The sequence below is a fragment of the Rhodopirellula sp. UBA1907 genome (genome assembly GCF_002337565.1).
In the GTDB taxonomy this organism is placed as follows: domain Bacteria; phylum Planctomycetota; class Planctomycetia; order Pirellulales; family Pirellulaceae; genus Rhodopirellula; species Rhodopirellula europaea.
In genome coordinates, this window is record NZ_DDGH01000016.1 from 12,888 (window position 1) to 32,262 (window position 19,375).

The following is a 19,375-nucleotide window of genomic DNA, read 5'->3' on the forward strand; positions in this document are numbered from 1 at the left end:
GAACCTAGGAGGCGGTGGTTCCACTCCGTCGTCAATAGGTTGCGAGAAAGAGACCGCCAATTCGTTGTCGGCAAAAATGAAAAGCGAACAACCGGCCACAGACGCCAATCAGCAACCGGAAGTTCGCTTCACTACATCCGAAAACTTATCAACAGAAAGCTTTGACATGCTCGTCCTCCATTTTAGCGAGTGCAGTCCGGAAGTCCATGGAACGGCACTTGAATCGCTATTCATTCCATCATCGTCCGCTGATTTTGAATGGCGAGACACTGTCGATGGCAAGCGACACTTCGACCCGGATGGCATATCCGATTTTTCCTACGAGATACCAGACCTTCAGGATGAAGGAGGCTCCGCATCAATATGGACCGGTACACCAACGCCTGCGGATGACGACTTCTCGTTCCAGCAGATGCGCGACGACGTCGACGTCGTTTACACCCGGACGCCAATAACCGACGAAGTGAGTTAGTCGGCAGCTAGTTGCCCTCTTCGGCAACAACGTCAAACCAGGCCGCTCCTGCGTGAGCGGCCATCGCCTGGGCCCGCCGATGCGGACCAGAGGAAGACGTCTTCGACACTGTCAATCTGGAGCGATTTGCTTCAGACACCGCTGAAAGTGCGCGCATCACGAAGTCAGATTGACTTCCCCCGGAACGCTCCAGCTTTCAGCGATCCAAGACGTGGGGGCCTCGGCCATCTCGTCTCTGATTCAATCCACAACCATCTGCTAATAAGTGAGAATCGATGGGAAAACTAACGGACATACTTAACCGTCAAGGCAAGCTAGCAAGCATCGAGGATGCTTGGGAATCTACCCCGGAAGCTTGCGATGAGGATGTGCTCCCCAAGGGCACCTACACGGCGAACATCATCAAAGGAGAAGCGATCGAGTCGCGATCAAACCAAACTCCCGGCTACAAACTGACGTTTGAAGTCACCGAAGGCGACCGAGCAGGGAGTCGGTTCTGGCACGACTGCTGGTTTACAACAGCCGCCTTGCCTCGGGCGAAACGTGACCTCGGGAGATTGGGGGTGACATCCCTAAAGCAGCTGGAGCAACCGTTGCCTGCGATTTATCGATGCGAAGTTCAGTTGACCATCCGTCGCGATGACGAGGGTGGAGAATCAAACCAGGTTCGCAGCTTCAAGGTCCTGGAGGTGATCCAACCTAAGCCGGATCCCTTCGCCCCTGAAGCCGACGAATCAGGAAGTGCCGCCGTTGCCGAGGACGACCGACCAACCGCTTCGGTTGCGTCTGAGAAGTCAACGGATGAGTCAATCGTCGCCTCGACTAACACTGAAAAACGCCCTGCTGCTAGGCGTCGCAAGAAGGCAGTGAAAAAGAACAAGAAGAAAGCGGTGGGAAAGCCGGCGGCCGCGAACAAGCTTCCAGCAGGGGGATCGCCTAATGAGTTGTGATCATACGCTTGGGTTTCGCATCGAGGGTGGATGTTCCAACCAACGCAAGCTCGTTGACTACGATCGAGCGTTCTTGGCATACGCCTCTTGCGACCCACTCGCCAAAGTTGAGTTTGAAGGGTTCCTCTCACCGTTCCAGTACGACGAAGCTATTCGTTGCCGGTGTCAGGATGCAGGACTGCAACTCGACGTCTGCGGGTTCGATGGCCGTTGCTGGTCAGCGTTTGTTTGGTTCGATATCGATCGAGAAAACAACGTTGCCGCTGCGACTCAAGACGCGCGACGAATGGCAGCGTCTCTGCTTCAGCGATACGGCCTCAATGACGAAGAGCTCTTGCTCTTCTTCTCGGGCTCCAAGGGGTACCACATCGGTCTCCCAACGTCGCTGTTTGAGCCGCGGGCTGACAAGCAGTTCAACCGCTCGTGCAGGATGCTGGCAGAGGAACTGGCAAAGGTAGCTGAGGTCGCGATCGACATGTCGATCTATTCGAAGGTCCAACCGCTTCGTGCTCCCAACAGCAGGCACGGAAAGACAGGACTTCACAAGCGATTCCTCGCCTTCGATGAACTGCTGAATCTGAAACCAGAGAAGGTTTTGGGTCTGGCAGAAGAGCCGATGGAGTTTGACCTGCCGCTACATCCTAAACCTCACGAGCTTGCTTGCGAGGACTGGGACTTGGCATGCCGAATGGCCACTGAATGGGCGAATGAAACGGTCGTCTGGGATGAGCACCGATCGGAACTCAACCAATTGACCGTCGACTTCATCCGCGACGGAGCTGTTGAAGGTGAGCGTCATACGCGGCTTTATTCAGCTGCGGCCAACTTAGGTGAATTCGAATTCACCGAGCGACAAGCAGGTGTGGTGCTCGGCCCATCGGCTCTCGATTCAGGTCTATCACAGCGCGAGATTGACCGGACGATCCAAAACGCAATCAACCCAAAGGGAAATTCTAAATGACGTATTCCGCCAGTAATTTCATTCGCTGCGATGAGCTGCTTCCCGAATGGCGAGAGGATATCCTCATCGGACATCCTCCTATCCGTTATGAGCTGGGGAGGGAACTCGGAAGCTTCCACTTCACCCCCGGAACAGTCGCCATTCTAGGAGGTGCACCGGGTATGGGTAAAACGGCTTTCACCATGCAATGCGTGGTCGAAGCGATGCTGTTGAACGAAAAGCTACGCGTCTGCGTTGCCAATGTGGAGATGCCTCCCGAACGGCTACTGGAACGGCAATTGAGCCGTCTCAGTGGTGTTCGGCTGGACGACATCCAAACAAGGAAATTGAACCCAAACCAAAAGAAAGGCTTGAAGAAGTCATTTGCGGATCTGGATCGCATTGGCGAACGACTGGTGTTCGTTCAGTCCCCGATGACCCTTGATAACGTGGCGAATGCCGCGGACTTCATCGATGCAGACCTGATTGTGCTGGACTACATCCAGCGAATTCAACCAAAAGGTCAGCACAGTGACAGACGCGGTTCCGTTGACGCGACGATGGACTCCCTTCGTCAGTTTGCAGCGGCGGGTTGTTGTGTCCTTGCGTTGTCCGCTGTTGGAAGATCGAAAGACTCGCGAGGGAGATCGAGCTATTCCGGTGATGGACTTTCACTGGCATCGTTCAGGGAATCGTCGGAGCTGGAGTTTGGAGCCGACGACGCCTACATGCTCGTTCCTGCGAACGGTGCCGACCAAGATAGCACTGACGAAGTCGTCGATGTCAGCCTGCGTCAGCTGAAATCAAGGTACGGGAAGCCGGATCAAATCGATCTCTCGTTTGATCGCTCGATACAGAGCTTTGATTTGAAATCCAGTGAGAGTCCACTTGGTGCCCTCTCTTCTCTGTGGGAGGCGCCAAATGAAAACTAAATCGCTGAGAGACACTCCTGACCGCTTTCGCGTGCTCAACGCTTTCGTGGATTTCACCGCGAGTGAATTACGGAGGTCTGAGCTGCTAGTGTGGATGACTCTCTATCGAGACACTCGTAACCAAGTAGCGTCAACCGCACAGCGAGACATTGCACGCCGTTGCAGTGTCTCGCGTAAAACAGTGGAGAGGTCGGTGAAAAGCCTTGTCGAGCGGGGCTTGCTTCGCGTCGTCCGCCAGGGCGGGTTTCGCAAGGGTTCATCGAGCTACCAGGTGATTCCCCTGAGCCGAGAACGCTACGAAGAACTGCAACGTCCAAAGTAATTGAGACGTGTCGCAATACTCACAACGCCCCGCCGATTCACATGGTCTCGGCGGGGCGTGAACGCTCGCCCGCGTGCACGACGCCGACCATCATCGACGACAAGTGGACCGGGAGATGCGCGGCAGTCGTTTTAAAACGCTACGACATTCGAACCACCAAAACGAATGGCAGCCGTGTTTGCCGTATGCCGGTTCGAAAAGTCATCGACATTGAGAGTCGGTACGGCTTCAATGCGAAGTCAGAGTCAAACTACTTCTGTGAGACAACAAATATGGCACCACAATCGACATCGGGTTCATCGCCTCCGTTGAATAGCACTCGACCACTGACAAAGAAGGAGGTGGCTAAGTTCTTTTCGGTCAGCCAGCGAACCATCGACCGCGGGGGATCTGAGAGCATTTTGCCCGCCGATGCCAAACTGACCATCGGCGGCACAGTCTGTTTCAACCCGCGAGTCTTGGAGGCTTATGTCAATCAATCCGCGATCGAAAAAGGGGGCAACGAGTGAAAGAGAGTTCTCCATTCAGTCATCTCGTCCAGACTTCACATCCCTTGGATTCGGCAATGAACAAAAATGATAAACGACCAACCGTGAACAATGAACTGAAGCCGATCACTCTCGATCCGAAGTGGCCCGCCGCCATGAATGCAGCCGCCGCAGCAGCGTACTGTGGCATCGGCGAGCGGACGTTTCGCTCGCTTGTCGCTTCCGGCTGGGTGGTGCCGCGAAAGATCGGCCCCCGTTGCATCCGCTACCTACGGGTGGATCTGGATCAGTCGCTTTCTGAGCTACCGACCGGTCGTGGCGAGATGCCAGCGAAAGACGCTTGAGGTTGCTCTAACTTGACCGACCGTAGTGGGCCGCTAGCGTTCGAGTTGAGGCGGCTTTTTCTCCTTCCTGCCGGGGATCGGCGCCGGCGGGAAGGGCCATGTGATGCAAATTTGATCCTAACAGTGGTGGAGGAATTCTCGCGTTGGCAAGTCTTTACAAACGAACTCATCGAAAACCGGCTCCAGTGGGTGCGGCAATCACTAAGTCCTGGAAGCCAATTCCGGCGAACGCGGTGGTGACGGACGGCGTCGCAGTATGGAACGACCGCACGGGATGCCAGCGAAGCGGAATCGTGTCGGGCGACCAGGTGCAAACGCTATTTGCGACGATTACAACGGGTCGCGGCCAGTCTCAATCACTTCCGCTCGATCACACGGGCGGCTGGACCTTGACCGCCGATCGCAACTACATGGCCTCGTACACAGATGCCAGCGGGGCCCGAATCCGGAAATCTACGAAGACCACCGACAAGGCGACTGCACAGAGGATTGCGAACAAATGGGAATCCGATGCGAGGCTGCGAGAAACAGGGGTCATTGATGAACTGGCCGAGAAGCTTGCAATGCATGCTGCCAGACCGATCGAGGAACACATCGCAGCATTCATCCAATTTCGAGCGAGTAAGGGAGGGACGGAGAAGCATCGTGCGCGAACGAAGCGTCATATCGAGGAATTTCGTGAGGCTGGTGGATGGCGTCGGATCACCGAGATTGATGCGGATGCCGTGACGAAGCACGTCGGCGAGATGATGTCTCGAAATGCAGCTGCTCGAACCATTCAAAGTAAGCTCCAGTCGATCAAGTCGTTTACGAAATGGCTGGCCGATCATCACCGGCTTCACATCAATCCGTTGTCGATGGTACGCAAACCTGACCCCAACGCAGACCGCCGGCATGAACGTCGAATGTTGCTTCCAGAGGAATGGCAATGGATCGTGACAGCACTCGATCAACAACCAATTGACCGAAATAGCATGTCAGCACATGAACGCGTATTGCTCTACCAGACCGCGATACAAACGGGCTTACGGGCGACCGAACTGGCTGAACTGACTCGAAGCAAACTCATACTGCTCCGCGGTACGCCCCATATCTTGTGCGATGCGGCTGGCACGAAGAACCGTAAACCCGCAAGACAATTCCTCGATCTCAACCTCGCCAACCAGTTGAAAGACCATGTCGCCACGAAGCACCCGACGGCATCGGTCTTCGGCATCGGTAGCCAGGAAGAACTCTCGCGGGGCCTGCGAGCTGACCTTGCCGCGGCAAGGAAACTTTGGCTGCGATCTTTCACGGACGAACAGGAACGCATTGAGGCCGACGCCTCAGATTTTCTTCAGCGAACCAACCACGACGGTGCTCACCTTGTTTTTCATAGTCTGCGGCACACTTGCGGGGCATGGCTGGCGATGAGCGGGGCACACGTCAAGACCGTTCAGACGATCATGCGCCACGGCTCGATCACCCTGACGATGGACCGTTACGGGCACCTTTTTCCGGGTGAGGCCGAGGGTGCCGCGTCAAAGATTGCGGCGATGCTGGGCAAGCCCAGACAACATGCCAACTTGCCTGCGTTGGGGTAGTCCGTGACTTCCGCTGCCACTGGGAAACAGCTATCCTGCCAAACTGGCGGGTTAAAACTCGCGCATGGATGGTGCCAAATCTGTCACCATGGACCTTTGAAAGCCCGTGGCGGCAGGTCGAAATCACGAAAAACACCGTAAATCACGCACCTGCCCAGGTGGTGGAATTGGCAGACACAGGGGACTTAAAATCCCCCGGACGTTTAGTCCTTGCGGGTTCGAGTCCCGCCCTGGGTACTGGAGAAGGCGATCGCACATTAGCGATTCGAATGAAACACCGGTTTTAACTGGTCATTCAACTGCCCCCATCTCATCCCGGAACTCGCTTTCGCAACCTGCTGTCACAAAGCGGGGTGGATTTTGGGGTGGGAGACTCTCTACTCGCGCATGTCGCGTTCTCGTGGTTCGGATCATTCATCGCTGGTTTCCACTTTCGGCCGCGTATCGTTATCCCCGGTACTGGAGTGCACCTAAAACTTGGTGCACGGTTATGAACGTAGGGATCGGCTTGGACCTCGCTGGTGAAACGTACACTCGGAGTAACCGATCCACCCTAGAATCGCGACTGACCAAATCGGTACTGGCAGATTCTCACCCAACAAGCCAGAAGCATCGTGAAAGGGTGCGATCAAGAAACCGTTTCCGCGTGCAGTGGAAAGACCTTGGCGCTCAGAAGTAGCTTGCCTTCTTTGATCCGCAAACTATTCCCTGTGGTAGAAAAACTGGTTTGCTCGTAGCGACCCGATCGTCAATTATCACGTCAAGCCGGCCCGTATTGGACTTTTCAGACTGCGTTGGGAATTCTCGCAGCACAACGAAGTCAGGACCAACTTGTGCCAATGAGTAGACTTGACCGGCCAAAAACAACTTGATCACGACTTGTGCCGAGTATGGACTTCGTTTTCTAACCATGGATCAGTTGACATCAGAGGAACGAGCGTCGGCGTACTGCAGAGAACGATGTTCAGTGCCTGATTTTGGCAATCTGCTGGGGATGGGCCAAGAGGGGTCTGTCTGGCCTACAGATAATGAAACCGCGATCAAGGTATTCGACCGGGAACGAAACTTCAATTCGGAAGTCAGTTGCTATGAAATTCTTCGGGATAATCAAGTCTACGAGATCGACGGATTCACGATCCCTCACTTGATAGACAGCGATTCAGACCTTCTTGTCGTCGAGATGACGATTGTAGCTCCTCCATTTATTCTCGATTTTGGAAAAGCCTACATCAACCACCGGCCGGACTTTTCTGAATTGGTGATGGAATACTACGAGCAAGAGCGAGCAGAAATGTTCGAAGGCAATTGGGACTTGGTTGACTCAGCCGTGTCGTCGCTTGAGCAATTCGGAATTTTCTATTGGGACGCGAGACCCGGCAATATCGATTGCCGGAATCACCCGCGGGCAACGCAGAACAAGTAGTGCATGAAACTAGCACTTTTCGGTCCGAAGGATCGCAAACGTATTCCGCAAATCACCGGATTCGTGAGCACAGTTCCCCTCTCGTTCGCATCGAAAAAAAGCCGCTTCGGCGTGAGCGGTGATCGCTGACGCTGAAACGGCTTGGATGGCTCGCGAGACCCGATCGGATGACGAGCGAGCCTGCATTGAAAGCGTCGTCGATCAGGGAGCGACCGGCAAATCAAAGTCGCCGGACAAGTCGCGGTAGACACAGTGAATGTGGTTGGCTGGGTTGCCGGCTGGATCGGCTTGCGTGTTCACAAACTCGATCAAGAATCGTTCGCCTTGAACGCGGTAGTAGTGGCCGATGCCTGGCTCGAGAGCTCCGGCCCAGGCGAAGTGCACCTTGCTCCAACCGTCTAACTCAATCTGTTGCGAACGTTCGGCTGCGACTTCTTCGGGTGCGACTTGCACATACAAATCGACCACCTCACGAAGTTGTTCTTGCTGATCCGGATTCAAACTCGAGTAGGCAATCCCTTCGGGTTCCCCAACTTCGGGCTGAGGTTCACCGGCGAATCGAATTTCTCCCAAAGCTTCTTCGGCGATGCGGGCGACCTTAAGCTGTTTTGCATCCAACGAGTTCACAAGCTTGAACGCGAGTTGTTCTTCTTGGTTCAGAACGGCGGTGCCTTTGCCAAGCGTGACACTGGTTTCGTTTTTGACAACCGCTGGGTTGGTCGCCAAGAACTGCGGTGTGGAATCAACAACCTTTCCACCACGGCAAACAAAGTTCAGCGACAAGTGGTGCCCTTCGAATGACAATCCCCATCGTGCGTCTTCGCCTTCCGCTTTGACATCGCCGAACAATGTGACGTAGTAACGCTGTGGGTTTCGTTCCCAAGTTCCTTTGCCGGCTTCCATTTCATTGAGAACTTCTTCCAGCAACATGATCCGGTTGGCTTTGCTGTAACCGGCTTCGCTGAGTGCGGAACGCAAAAGACGCAAAGCGGCGGTTCGCTGAGCATCGTTCATCTGCTCGAGCATCAAACCTTTGCGTTCTTTCTTTGGAATGAAGTGCCAGCCGACTCGTTTGGGCGAATCAAACGCCATCACAGCGTCGGCCTTTTGTTCAGTTGTCAGCGTGTCCAAAAACGCGACGGCAAAGGTTTGCATTTGTTCGGCGGGAGAAGCCGCCAATTTCCAACCGGCGAGTCCAACGACCGCGACTGCGAAAAGAGAAAGCGTGGCAAAACGAATTTTGTTCATGGCGGGGAGGTGAAAGGGAGGAAGTGAGTCTCGGAACGGCAACCGATCCGAAAGGAGGGAACCCGGCGGAGCGGGAAATCAGCCACGTAGGGTAATTGATTCCGTCGTGGGAAACACTCTCAGCGGGTGCCACAATTTGCCATGAGGACGAAGAATCGAGACCAATCCCCCCCAGGGGCCGGAGGAAGCGTCCGAACGATCGACTCCGATGCAATCCGAAACATCGGTGTTTCGATCGAACGTATCGACTTGATCGATGCAGCCAATCCACTCTTCGGGCAATGGCTCAGCCGGCGTTTCAGGCGTCCCAGCGATCCGTATTCCAGCTTGAAGCATGCCAATTTGCTGCTTGTCCAGGTTGATCGCCGGCATGTGCGTCAGGCCCTCAATCGGCGGTCGGAGGTATTTCAGCATCGGTTCGGGGGACTTCTTCTCGCGGTCATCGTCATCGAACATGAACTCGCAATCGAGCGTGTCGTCCAGAGTGAATCGCCCGACCTCGTTTCGAATCAACTTGGTCATCACCGCCGCGCATCCACAAGCGGCAGCGACATCCATCCCCAGCGTCCGCAAGTAAGTCCCCGATCCACAACGAACGTCCAATCGCATCATCGGTGGCTCGTACGAAATCAGCTTCACCGAGTCGATGAGAATTCGACGCTTGGGCATTTCGAAATCTTCGCCGCGACGTGCTCTTTTGTGAGCCCGTTGCCCGTCGACCTTGATCGCCGAATGGGCCGGCGGGATTTGCTCCACCACGCCGTGAAAGTCCTTCAGCACTTGCTGGATCTCCGTCGCAGTGGGCAGCTTCACGTCCGTCTGCGTGATCACCTCGGATTCCAAATCGCCTGACTCGCTCGATACACCGAGTTTAAAATCAGCGAGATACCGTTTACCGTGCTGCAGCACCCAAGGTGTCAAACGTGTCGCCGATCCAATCGCCAGCAACACCAACCCTTCCGCCAACGGATCAAGTGTTCCGGTGTGCCCGACCTTCAACTTGCGGAGTCCGAATTCACCGCGCAGTCGTCTTTGGGCGCGGTTGACCAAATCCCTTGAAGTCGCGCCCGCCGGTTTGTAGCAAGGCAAAAAACCGAGCGGGGAATGTTCGCCGTTAGGGTCCATAAAAACGCGTCAACTCAGTGAATGAAAACGACATTGAAAATAAGAAAGCACTGGGCCATCCAAGAACGGACAACCAAACGCTCCCCCCGGTTCAAACCGAAATGGCTCGCAGATACAGGTGACTAACCAAAGCCAAGATGCTCTCGACGACAATGAACAGCATCCTCGCGGTGATCACGCACAACAAGGCGTGAGTGGGATCGGTCACGGTTCCCAACACAATCAATGTCACCCACTCGCGAACGCCGGCGCCACCGGGCAACAACGACGCAAAACCGAGAACCATGCCAAGGCTGATGGCGGCGGTGGCAACGGTCAGCAACTCGTGACCAACAGGCAATCCATTGTAAGCGGGAATGGCCTTCATCACGCAAGCAAAGGACAACCCGATCAAACACCAAGACAACAATGACCAGGCCCAGCCCGACATCAACCGGGGCCAAGTGATCGCGGAAGAGACATCCGCCGCGGCGGTGGACGAAGTGGTTGATTGATCTGCAGTTGGCGCCGCACCGGTCGACTCACCCGTCGATTCAACAGATCGAGACCGAGCCCGAGCTCGTCGCTTGCTCACCAATTCGATGACGCGGCGCATCACGGGAGGAAGAGTCGGTATGCAAGCGGCCACCGCCATCGCCGACGCTGCCCATTTCACCCACTGAGGAAGTGGTGTCGACCACATCAAACATCCCGCCAGCGCACCACCGACGGACATCATCAACAGCGTTTCGAAAAACACGCATGTGGAAGCCCGACCGATCAGAAGCTGCCTCGACGGGGTGTCTCCCATCACGGCTGGCAAACTGGCAGTGTTAGACGTCGACACCACCGCGGACACACGAAGCACCACCACCATCGCTTTGCCGGGGATGTACTTCCCCGCGTGGCCGAGCAACTGAGCGGCAGTGGCCCTCATCAACGAACAGGGAACATGGAATCCGCGCAGGGCTCCATGCAACACGCAAGCCGGTGGCAACAAACCAACGGCGTAAAAGATCGCCGCCAGGATGATCGATCCCAGAGAAACGTTCTGCCACGTCGGAAGAGACTGCAGCAACCGAGTCCGTTCTTCGACCAGCGATTGCCGATCGGCCGAAGATGTATCGACTGATTTTTGGCCGGATGGTTGATCGAATGCGGACGGATTTGTGGCCAGCAACTTTTCATCGAGCGCGTCGACGCGAATTTGCACCGCGGCGACTTCGGTTCGCCAACGCTCGATCGCATCCTTGGCCGCCAAAAGCAATCCAACGACAACCAGAACTGCAATGAGTCGTTTGGCCCAGCGCATCCATCCAGCAGTCCGCCGAACGGGAGCAGGCTCCCGCGATTCGGATTCGGCGGAATCAACCACAGATCGTTGGCTCGGATGATTGTGCCATGAAGTGGCTCAAACGAATGGTCTGACTTCCGGCCCGCGAATCGGTTCGATGGATGAATCGAACTCGCGGACCGGTTGAGCAGACAGGTTCATTCGCTCCAAGAGCAACGAATCAGTTGTCAGCGAGAGGTTCTTTTTTCTCGGTGATCACTTCGGTCTTTTCAGACATCTCTGCGTTCAACTCGATGTAGCTCTGCCACTCTTCAGGCAGATTGTCTTCGTGGAAAATGGCTTCCACGGGACACTCCGGTACACAGGCTTCGCAGTCGATGCACTCTTCCGGGTGGATATACAACATCTGTTCGCCTTCGTAGAAACACTCCACAGGGCAAACGACGACGCAATCGGTGTACTTGCATCCCGAGCAGGGTTCAGCAACGACGTGCATGGTCTAACCTTCCAATTTGATTGAGAAATGGAACGACCCAACTGAATCGTTCTCGCACTATATCGGTTCGAGCAAGGCAGTAACTTCGATCAAAACAAACGTGCTCTGAGCGACTATCCTCGCAGTTCGCCTATTTTGCCATTTCCGCCGTCCCCGGCAAACCCGCCTCCATCGACAATTTGGTCACTTTCAACCTGATGCAATCTTCTTCCGCCCGTTGGCAAATTCGCACTCGTCCCAATCGTCACTACCCGTTTTTGTCGCGACACCCTTGGGTCATGGCCAACGCATTAGCACACGCAACGCTCCGCGAAATGACTCCCGAGGTCGAAACTGACGACAGCCAGTCACAACCTGCCGACAAGAATGCCGCCGCCGAAACGGACCCGCAGGCCGCTGAATCGGATCCCAACGATCGCCAACTTCCGGTGTGCGGTGACATCATCGATTTGCTCGATTACGACGGAAACTCGATCGCTCGCGGATTGATCAACCCAGCCAGCCGTCTGCGAATCCGGCTTTATGCGTTTTCATCGGAAGAACAAATTGATGACGCAATGTGGGCAGAACGGATCGAGCAAGCCGTTGCGCGTCGACGATTGACCGGCTCGCCCAACCCGCAAGGTGGCGAACGCCTGATCTTCAGCGAATCCGATCGGATGAGCGGCCTGATTGTTGACCGATACGCCGATTGTCTGAGCGTCCAAATCACCGGCGGAGCACTGATTCCGCGAACGGAAATGTTGATTCGCGAGGTCACTGCCGCGGCGGCCCGCCATCAAACGCCTTGCCAACGAGTCTTGGTTCGGATGGACGACGCCACCGTCAAACACGAAGGCGTCTCGGAAGAAACCTTGGCTGAACTTCAGTCGCTCACCACCCTGGATAGCGAAGCCGATTCGACCGTGTGGTACCAACACAACGGCTTGGAGATGGCAATCGATTTGCAAGACGGCCAAAAGACTGGCGGCTATCTCGATCAACAGCTCAACCATGCCGCCGCAGCCAGCTACATGGCCGACCGGCGAGTACTCGACATCTGCACCTACACGGGTGGGTTCGCGCTGGCCGCGGCGCGGGCTGGTGCCAAAGAAGTGGTTGCTGTCGATAGCAGCGAGCGAGCCCTGGACATCGCCAAACGCAATGCCGAACGCAACCAATTGACGAACGTTCGATTCGATCAAGGCGACTGCTTCGATGACCTGAAAGAACGGCGTGAACGTGGCGAACAGTTCGATGCGATCATCCTCGATCCACCACGATTTGCTGGCTCACGCAACCAAACCAACGCGGCGCTACGAGCCTACACGCGGCTGAATGCTTCGGCGGTTGATTTGCTGCCTCCGGGCGGGATTTTGGTCACTTGCAGCTGCTCTGGCCGAGTCTCTCGAGCGGACTTTTTGAACATGCTGGTCGACGTCGGGCGAAAGCGCGGTCGCGACCTGATCGTTCTCGAAAGTCGTGGCCCATCACCCGATCACGTCTTCGCGGTCTCTTGCCCTGAGAGCGACTACTTGAAGTGCATCGTTGTTCAGGTGATTTAACGTGATCCCGAATATGCGATCTTTCCTTTCGGAATCTTGGTGAATTTTGGTGCGGGGTAGGATCGCGGAACGCGCATTTCAACTATAACGGACGTGTACTTGTGACGGCTTGGAAGTCAGCTCAATCATTCGGCGTTTGCCTTGCTTTTCTCCGACGCCCAACAATCGTAAGCATCACTCCAGATCGAGGCCCGCGGTGTCCAGCGTAACGATCAAAGTCCTACACGGCGCCGACCGTGGAAAGGTCTTCGAGGGGATCGAGCCTCCCCTGACCATCGGGCGAGAGGAAGGGAACGACATTCAGCTCAACGATGAGCGTGTCAGTCGCTGCCATCTCAAGATCCAAAGGGATAACGAGCGGTTGGTGTTGACCGATTTGGATAGTACGAACGGCACCAAGGTCAATGGAACGGAATGCCAACTGAAGATCCTCCGACACGGTGATTTGGTTGCGGTCGGCCGCAGCCTTTTATTGCTGGGTTCCGAGGAACAAATTGCGGCGCGGCTCCAGGCGATCGGCGGTGGCAGCAAGGGTGCGATTCAGCGAGACGTTAAGTCGTCAGACGAATCGATGGCGGTCGATCTTCGCCAGGACCCAAAGTCCCCCGTTCCCGTCGATGCGTTGCATGTGGAAGATCTGCCGGCAATTCCAGACGATTTGACTCCTGGCCAAAAAGCACAACTGTGCGAAATCCTGGATTATCTACAATCACGACTGGAAAGATTGATCGAATCTGCGACCACGCAAGAGGATTCGGAACAAGTCGTGCTACAGCAGGCTGCCTGGCAACGTCTGCTCGATGTCCAATCGCGGCTGGCGACCCTCAATCGAAAAATCACCGATCCGCAGTGGCCCTGAGCGACCTGTTCTCGCGGGCTGACTAGCGATTCGCTTCCGAGTCATCGACCCACGAAAGAACACTTTGAGCTCCTCCCAATCCAATCTCGCTCCGCCCGCTCAAAACGCCACTTCGTTGACCGCGAATTCGTCCCCGACTGATGCTGGCCAATCGCCCGCGACCGAATATCGCGAGTTGCGGGCCCCCACCCAGACCCTGGGAACCCTGATCGAACCGCCGATCTGCGACGCGGAATTGCTGCTGAAAAACAATCTCGCGACCGCGTATGCGGAAATGCCCGCCGGATCATTCTGGTCCGATTTGCGAAAGGTCGCTCGAGAACAATTGGTCGGCGATGCCCGACGCTACACCTCTTCCTACCGAGACGTTGCCTCGTTCTGCGCGGACCAACCAATCGGCACCGGCGAAAACAATAGCCGTCCTATCGCGATGGCGGGCCACCAACCAACCCTGTTTCATCCCGGGGTTTGGTTCAAAAACCACACGCTGCAAAAAGTCGCTGGCGAATGCTGTGCGTTGCCAATCAATCTGGTCATCGACAACGATGTGGCCGCCGCGAGATCGATTCGCGTGCCTCAACTGCGACCACTCGCCAACCTAGCGGGCGATGACGCGGACGCTCCCCTTCGAGGGACATGGCAGAGCGTCCCGTATGACCAAGGCGGTGAAACGCTCCCGTTTGAACAAGCACAAATTCGAGACAAGGATCTGTTCGATCACTTCGATTCAGGCGTCCGCCGCCTGATCGCACCGCTGGTTTCCGATCCGTGCGTCACCGCTCTGTGGAAGCACGCACGCGAAGCGATCGCTCGTTGTGGCATCGCCGGATGTGCGCTGGCTCAGGCTCGTCATGCTCTCGAAGCGGAAATGAATTGGCAGACACTCGAGATCCCTCTCGGGGTCGCCGTCCGTGGCCTGCCGTTCGCTCGCTTTGTGATGGAAATCATCGACGAAATCGAGCGATTCCAGGCGGTCTACAACGGATCGGCCGATCACTACCGTGCTTGGCACGGCATCCGCAGCTCGGCGCATCCGGTCCCCAACCTTGGATTCCAAGACGGTTGGTACGAAACACCGCTGTGGGTCTACGGCAACAACCAACCGCAACGTCGTGGCGTCTGGGTTCGCCGCGAGGGCGACCAATGGCACATCAGCGATGCCCCATCCGGAAACGCTGGATCGAACTCGGGTTCCGCCGGAACGATTTCGGTCAAGGTTTCTGCGATCGACCGTCAACTCGCATCGACTCAATTGGCCGAAGCGGCTTCTCCGGAATTCAAACTCCGTCCTCGGGCACTAATGACGACGATGTTTGCCCGGCTGGTTCTCAGCGATCTGTTTCTGCACGGAATTGGGGGCGGAAAATACGATCAGCTCGCCGACCGCATCATCACTCAGTTCTTTCAAATCACCCCGCCCGGACTGCAAGTCGTCTCAGGAACGATTCGGTTGCCCGGCCAAGAACCTGACCATTCCCGCGAAGATTTGCGACGGGAACTGCTGCGGAAAGAACGCGAACTTCAGTTCCAAGGCGAAAAATGGCTCGACGCTTCAAACTCGGATCAGAAAGCACTCCGCGATCAGAAACTCGAACTGCTTGACCAAATGCCAACGTCGGGAAGTCGACGGGAGTGGCATCATTCGGTCTCTCGTCTGAACGCTCAGATCACCCTGCAACTCACCGAGCAACGTCGCGAAACTCGCGGTCAATTGGCACGGTTGGACCAAGAAGCGGCGACGGAAAAGATTCTCTGCAGCCGCGAACTTTCGTTTTGCCTCTTTCCCTTGGAATTCCTTCAAGAATCCTTTGCCAAAATGGCATGAGCGTGACGATTGGAGTTGTCGAGCGCTAATTTTTCGCTATTCTCTGCCGTTTGCCGACGAACAAAGTTGGTTTTTGGCATCAACATTTAACCCGCGAGTAGCATCGGATGAAGGTCGTTAGTAGCATTGGAGCGTTGAAGTACCGCCACCCGGATTGCCAGGTGGTCAAGCGACGCGGCCGTATTTACGTGATTTGCAAGAGCAATCCAAAGTTCAAGGTCCGTCAGGGCGGCGCTAAGAGCAAGAAAGCCCGACGCTAGACAATCCGTCTCGTCGAAGACCGGGTGACTTGTATCAGCACCTTTTTCGATGAGACCGGCATTGTCACGCCCCATATCTTCCATGACTCCCCAACCTTCGACGCCCAGTAATTCACTGGCAAACGGTTCGGGTGAGCGCTCGACGGAAGATTCCGATCCGGGGGCAGCCCGCATGCCCGCGGCGAAAGCTTTGGATCACGGCCCTGTCAACCATTCGGCCGTCTCATCGATGGCGAACAGCCAAGACGTCCACCAGATTGACGTCTGCGAGTTCGCCAGCCTGTCGTGTGACGACCTCGAACGATGGGAACAGATCCGAGCCCTGCGAGATGAATTCGCGCCGCCATTTTTCGCGGCCCGTTTCGCCGCGGCGGTCAACGCCGTTCGAGGCGATGTGCTGACCGCCGTCCTTCGATCAAGCGACGGCACTCCCCTGGGTTTCTTTCCCTTCCATCGAGTTGGCGGCGTCGGCGTTCCGGCGGGACGTTTTCTAAACGACGCTCAAAACGTGATTGCGATTCCCAGTCTCGAAATCGACTGGACCGCGATCGCACGAGCGGCAAAAGTTCGTGCCTTCAATCTCCACGCGATCGTCGGCAGCGATGCTGACTGGGTCGACCGCTATCACTTGCAATCAGTCAAAGCTTTCCGGGCCGACTTGGGAGGGGATTCGGGCGACTACCTCAGACGCCTTGAAAAGGAACACCGAACGATTGGCAAGCAGGGTCAAAAGACTCGCAAGCTTGGCCGCGAGATCGGAGCCGTCCGGCTCGAGATGGACTGCCGTTGTCCAAAAATCTTGAATCAAACCGTTGCTTGGAAACGAGCCCAGTATCAACGCACCCATATATTGGATTTGTTCCTTCCCGATTGGACCCGAGATCTCATCACGACCCTCTACGAAAACTCGCTCGCGCAACCCGGTCTGCAGTCCGATTCGGCTGTCGCGGGTGACGACTTTTCCAGCGACGCGCTACGTGGAATTTGCTCGGTGCTGTGGGCGGGCGACCGTCCCGTTGCGACCCACATCGGAATGATCGAACACGGACGACTGCATTATTGGTTCCCGACCTACGACCCAGAATTCGCGCGATACTCTCCGGGAACGGCCTTGTTCACCGAAACGATTCGGGCCGCGACGCAGCATGGGATCGACTGCGTCGACATGGGCTATGGTGAGCAGCAGTACAAGACAAAACAGACCGGCACGACGACACAAGTTGTCCATGGCACGATCACGGACTCCAGATGGCACCGAATCGCTTTCGCGGCGGAAGCCACCATGGTCCAGGCCCTCAAACGCGTCCCAATGAAAGAGACGGTGAAACGTGCAATTCGGACGATCAACCCATCGGCGGGCATCAAGAAACTAAAATAGCTCGCCGTTTCCGACGAGCTATTTTCAATTTCAGTTTGCGGCGGTTTGCCGCGTTGGTCACTGCTTACTTGCTGGGTGGCAACAGGACCGAATCGATCACGTGGATGATGCCATTGCTGGTCATCACATCAGTCTTCACGACCTTGGTCTTGTCGTTCAGCATCACGGTGCCGTCTTTCACTTCGATGCTGACTTTACCGCCGAGGGTTTCAGCTGAATCCAAGGTGACAACGGTCTTCGCAGGAACTTTTCCCGAAACAACGTGGTACTTCAAGATCGCAACCAACTGATCCTTGTTTTCTGGTTTCAGCAGGCTTTCCAGAGTGCCCTCAGGCAGCTTTTCGAAGGCTTCATCAGTGGGCGCGAACACGGTGAACGGGCCTTCGCCGCTCAGCGTTTCCACCAAACCGCCGGCTTTCACCGCAGCAACCAAGGTGTTGAACTTCGCCGCAACCGCGGTTTCGACGATGTTCTTCTTCGCTGTTTCGTTGTGGTGATCCGCTTGCACGGTTGCGGGCAAAACGAACAGAGCCAATGCAGCCAAAATGATCTTCTTCATCGTAAAATCCTAAGTCTCGTACAGGAGGTGGGAACTCGAGCTTGAAAGAAGCAGTCCAGCGACGGCCGTGGCCGAACTGCCTCACTCGATTGGCTGATTCGCGAATCGCTGGACTGTACATTTCGGACAAGCGGCAACGGCAAAGTTTTTTTGGAAACGGGAGGCCGGGCGGGCGTTTCAACTTTGACTACAAATTGCAAATGTTGCGAAACCTCAAGGGAAATGGCGGGTTAGAACTTTTGAATCAACTTTGGTTTCAGTTTGTACGCCCGGCACTTTCGCTCTGGTGACGACTGATCCCCCGCTTCTCATCTGACCATTTCGAAGGGTTGCCTAACAATGAGCCGTTTGTCCCAAGCCCAATTCGCTCCTAAATTGCGTTTCATTGCCATGCTGGCGATGGCCGCTGGCCTCACGCTCCAGTCGGTCTCCATCGCGAACGCCCAAGGCCGTGGTGGCCGAGGCGGTTTTCCAGGTGGCGGCGGCGGAGGCGCCATGTTCGGCGGTCGCGGTGGTGGATCCACCCTCGGCCTGCTGCGTGCTGAAAAAGTTCGCGAAGAACTCGGCATCGACGAACAACAAACCGAAGCCCTGAAAAAGCTGGAAGAACAAGCCCGCGAGCAATCGCGACCAGACTTCGACTTCCGCAACGCATCGGAAGAAGATCGCCGCGAGTTCTTCGAAAAGATGCAGTCGCAGCGTGAAGAGCAAGAAAAAGAAACTCGCATGCAGCTTCAGGAAGTCCTGACGCTCGAGCAAATGGAACGGCTCGATGAGATCGGCATCCAGGCGCAAGGCTTGATGGCACTGTCGTCGCCCGAAGTCCAAGAAGCCCTGACGATGACCGAAGACCAAAAGAAAAAGCTGACGGAAATCCGCTCAGGAATGGAAACCAAGATGCGTGAAGAAATGCGTGAGATCATGCAAAGCCGCGATCGCGAAAAAATGCAAACCGCGATGGAATCGATGCGTGAGAACATGGAAAAAGAAGTGATGGCCGTTCTGACCACCGAACAAAAGAAGAAATTCGAAGAGATGAAGGGCAAACCATTCGACCTGGAAGCCCTTCGTGGCGGACGCGGCGGTGAACGTGGTGCTCGCGGCGGACGTGGCGGAGCAGGCGGCGGTGAACGCGGTGCTCGTGGTGGACGCGGTGGAGAAGGCGGCGAGCGTGGCGGCCGAGGTGGACGTGGCGGTCGCGGCGGAGAATGATCCCGCCTGAAAGCCACACTCCTTTCAATCAACGCCTCGCTCGTGACTGATTCATGAGCGTCGACATGATTCGAAACCCAAACGACTCAAGCCGCATGTGTTGCCACATGCGGCTTGTTTCATTGGTCAACTGAGTTTTGTT

General features: G+C 55.8%; 20 protein-coding genes and 1 tRNA gene. 16 read left to right on the plus strand and 5 right to left on the minus strand.

Annotated elements, in window-relative coordinates; translation table 11 throughout:
* Positions 1-76: 76 nt before the first annotated feature.
* The 10 genes from B2R17_RS04070 to B2R17_RS04115 all read left to right on the plus strand — a co-directional run bounded on the left by B2R17_RS04070 (position 77) and on the right by B2R17_RS04115 (position 7,454).
* Positions 77-472 (plus strand): hypothetical protein, encoded by a 396-nt coding sequence (locus B2R17_RS04070; protein WP_286762964.1) that lies wholly within the window; start codon positions 77-79, stop codon positions 470-472.
* Positions 473-747: 275 nt separating this feature from the next.
* Positions 748-1,422, plus strand: coding sequence for a hypothetical protein (locus B2R17_RS04075; RefSeq protein WP_286762965.1), 675 nt, complete (start codon positions 748-750; stop codon positions 1,420-1,422).
* Positions 1,412-2,383 carry a DNA primase gene (locus B2R17_RS04080; RefSeq protein ID WP_286762966.1) on the plus strand — a complete coding sequence of 324 codons (972 nt, stop codon included), beginning with the start codon at positions 1,412-1,414 and terminating at the stop codon, positions 2,381-2,383. Before B2R17_RS04075 ends, B2R17_RS04080 begins: the two co-directional genes overlap by 11 nt.
* Entirely contained in the window at positions 2,380-3,294 is a 915-nt protein-coding gene (locus tag B2R17_RS04085) for a DnaB-like helicase C-terminal domain-containing protein (RefSeq protein WP_286762967.1), read from the plus strand. The genes B2R17_RS04080 and B2R17_RS04085 overlap by 4 nt, the downstream gene beginning before the upstream one ends.
* A 94-nt stretch (positions 3,295-3,388) precedes the next feature.
* Positions 3,389-3,616, plus strand: a complete 228-nt coding sequence (locus B2R17_RS04090) for a MarR family transcriptional regulator (RefSeq protein WP_414707220.1) — start codon at positions 3,389-3,391, stop codon at positions 3,614-3,616.
* A gap of 272 nt (positions 3,617-3,888) precedes the next feature.
* On the plus strand, positions 3,889-4,125 hold the full coding sequence (locus tag B2R17_RS04095) for a DNA-binding protein (protein ID WP_286762969.1): 237 nt from the start codon (positions 3,889-3,891) through the stop codon (positions 4,123-4,125).
* A 56-nt stretch (positions 4,126-4,181) separates the two neighbouring features.
* Positions 4,182-4,448, plus strand: a complete 267-nt coding sequence (locus tag B2R17_RS04100) for a helix-turn-helix transcriptional regulator (RefSeq protein WP_144056543.1) — start codon at positions 4,182-4,184, stop codon at positions 4,446-4,448.
* A gap of 905 nt (positions 4,449-5,353) precedes the next feature.
* Positions 5,354-6,031, plus strand: coding sequence for a site-specific integrase (locus tag B2R17_RS04105; protein ID WP_286762970.1), 678 nt, complete (start codon positions 5,354-5,356; stop codon positions 6,029-6,031).
* Between the two features lie 152 nt (positions 6,032-6,183).
* Positions 6,184-6,268, plus strand: a tRNA-Leu gene (locus tag B2R17_RS04110).
* Between the two features lie 730 nt (positions 6,269-6,998).
* On the plus strand, positions 6,999-7,454 hold the full coding sequence (locus tag B2R17_RS04115) for a hypothetical protein (protein WP_286762971.1): 456 nt from the start codon (positions 6,999-7,001) through the stop codon (positions 7,452-7,454).
* 201 nt (positions 7,455-7,655) lie between these two features.
* On the opposite strand, the gene B2R17_RS04120 is transcribed toward B2R17_RS04115, so the two are convergent.
* The 4 genes from B2R17_RS04120 to B2R17_RS04135 all read right to left on the minus strand — a co-directional run bounded on the left by B2R17_RS04120 (position 7,656) and on the right by B2R17_RS04135 (position 11,596).
* On the minus strand, positions 7,656-8,702 hold the full coding sequence (locus B2R17_RS04120; protein ID WP_286762972.1) for a DUF3500 domain-containing protein: 1,047 nt from the start codon (positions 8,700-8,702) through the stop codon (positions 7,656-7,658).
* 78 nt (positions 8,703-8,780) lie between these two features.
* A complete protein-coding gene (gene truB / locus B2R17_RS04125) occupies positions 8,781-9,827 on the minus strand; it encodes a tRNA pseudouridine(55) synthase TruB (RefSeq protein WP_286762973.1) in 1,047 nt (348 codons plus the stop codon).
* A gap of 91 nt (positions 9,828-9,918) precedes the next feature.
* Positions 9,919-11,181: a hypothetical protein gene (locus B2R17_RS04130; RefSeq protein WP_286762974.1), complete on the minus strand. Its 1,263-nt coding sequence runs from the start codon at positions 11,179-11,181 to the stop codon at positions 9,919-9,921.
* A gap of 139 nt (positions 11,182-11,320) precedes the next feature.
* Positions 11,321-11,596, minus strand: coding sequence for a ferredoxin family protein (locus B2R17_RS04135; protein ID WP_007333249.1), 276 nt, complete (start codon positions 11,594-11,596; stop codon positions 11,321-11,323).
* A 179-nt stretch (positions 11,597-11,775) separates the two neighbouring features.
* Here B2R17_RS04135 and B2R17_RS04140 point away from each other — a divergent pair, with 179 nt between their 5' ends.
* The 5 genes from B2R17_RS04140 to B2R17_RS04160 all read left to right on the plus strand — a co-directional run bounded on the left by B2R17_RS04140 (position 11,776) and on the right by B2R17_RS04160 (position 17,462).
* Positions 11,776-13,140, plus strand: a complete 1,365-nt coding sequence (locus B2R17_RS04140; protein WP_286762975.1) for a class I SAM-dependent rRNA methyltransferase — start codon at positions 11,776-11,778, stop codon at positions 13,138-13,140.
* A 196-nt stretch (positions 13,141-13,336) separates the two neighbouring features.
* Positions 13,337-13,999, plus strand: a complete 663-nt coding sequence (locus B2R17_RS04145; protein ID WP_007327679.1) for an FHA domain-containing protein — start codon at positions 13,337-13,339, stop codon at positions 13,997-13,999.
* A 64-nt stretch (positions 14,000-14,063) separates the two neighbouring features.
* Positions 14,064-15,824, plus strand: a complete 1,761-nt coding sequence (locus B2R17_RS04150) for a hypothetical protein (protein ID WP_286762976.1) — start codon at positions 14,064-14,066, stop codon at positions 15,822-15,824.
* Positions 15,825-15,931: 107 nt separating this feature from the next.
* Complete coding sequence (ykgO, locus tag B2R17_RS04155) at positions 15,932-16,084, plus strand: type B 50S ribosomal protein L36 (RefSeq protein WP_007327677.1); 153 nt, start codon at positions 15,932-15,934, stop codon at positions 16,082-16,084.
* An 82-nt stretch (positions 16,085-16,166) separates the two neighbouring features.
* The gene (locus B2R17_RS04160) at positions 16,167-17,462 is read left to right on the plus strand and encodes a GNAT family N-acetyltransferase (RefSeq protein WP_286762977.1); all 1,296 of its coding nucleotides are present in this window, start codon (positions 16,167-16,169) and stop codon (positions 17,460-17,462) included.
* A 64-nt stretch (positions 17,463-17,526) separates the two neighbouring features.
* Here the strand turns inward: B2R17_RS04160 and B2R17_RS04165 are convergent, their stop codons facing one another.
* Complete coding sequence (locus B2R17_RS04165) at positions 17,527-18,021, minus strand: fasciclin domain-containing protein (RefSeq protein ID WP_008664197.1); 495 nt, start codon at positions 18,019-18,021, stop codon at positions 17,527-17,529.
* 339 nt (positions 18,022-18,360) lie between these two features.
* Between B2R17_RS04165 and B2R17_RS04170 the strand changes: the two genes are divergently transcribed.
* Positions 18,361-19,233: a hypothetical protein gene (locus B2R17_RS04170; protein WP_286762978.1), complete on the plus strand. Its 873-nt coding sequence runs from the start codon at positions 18,361-18,363 to the stop codon at positions 19,231-19,233.
* Positions 19,234-19,375 lie beyond the last annotated feature (142 nt).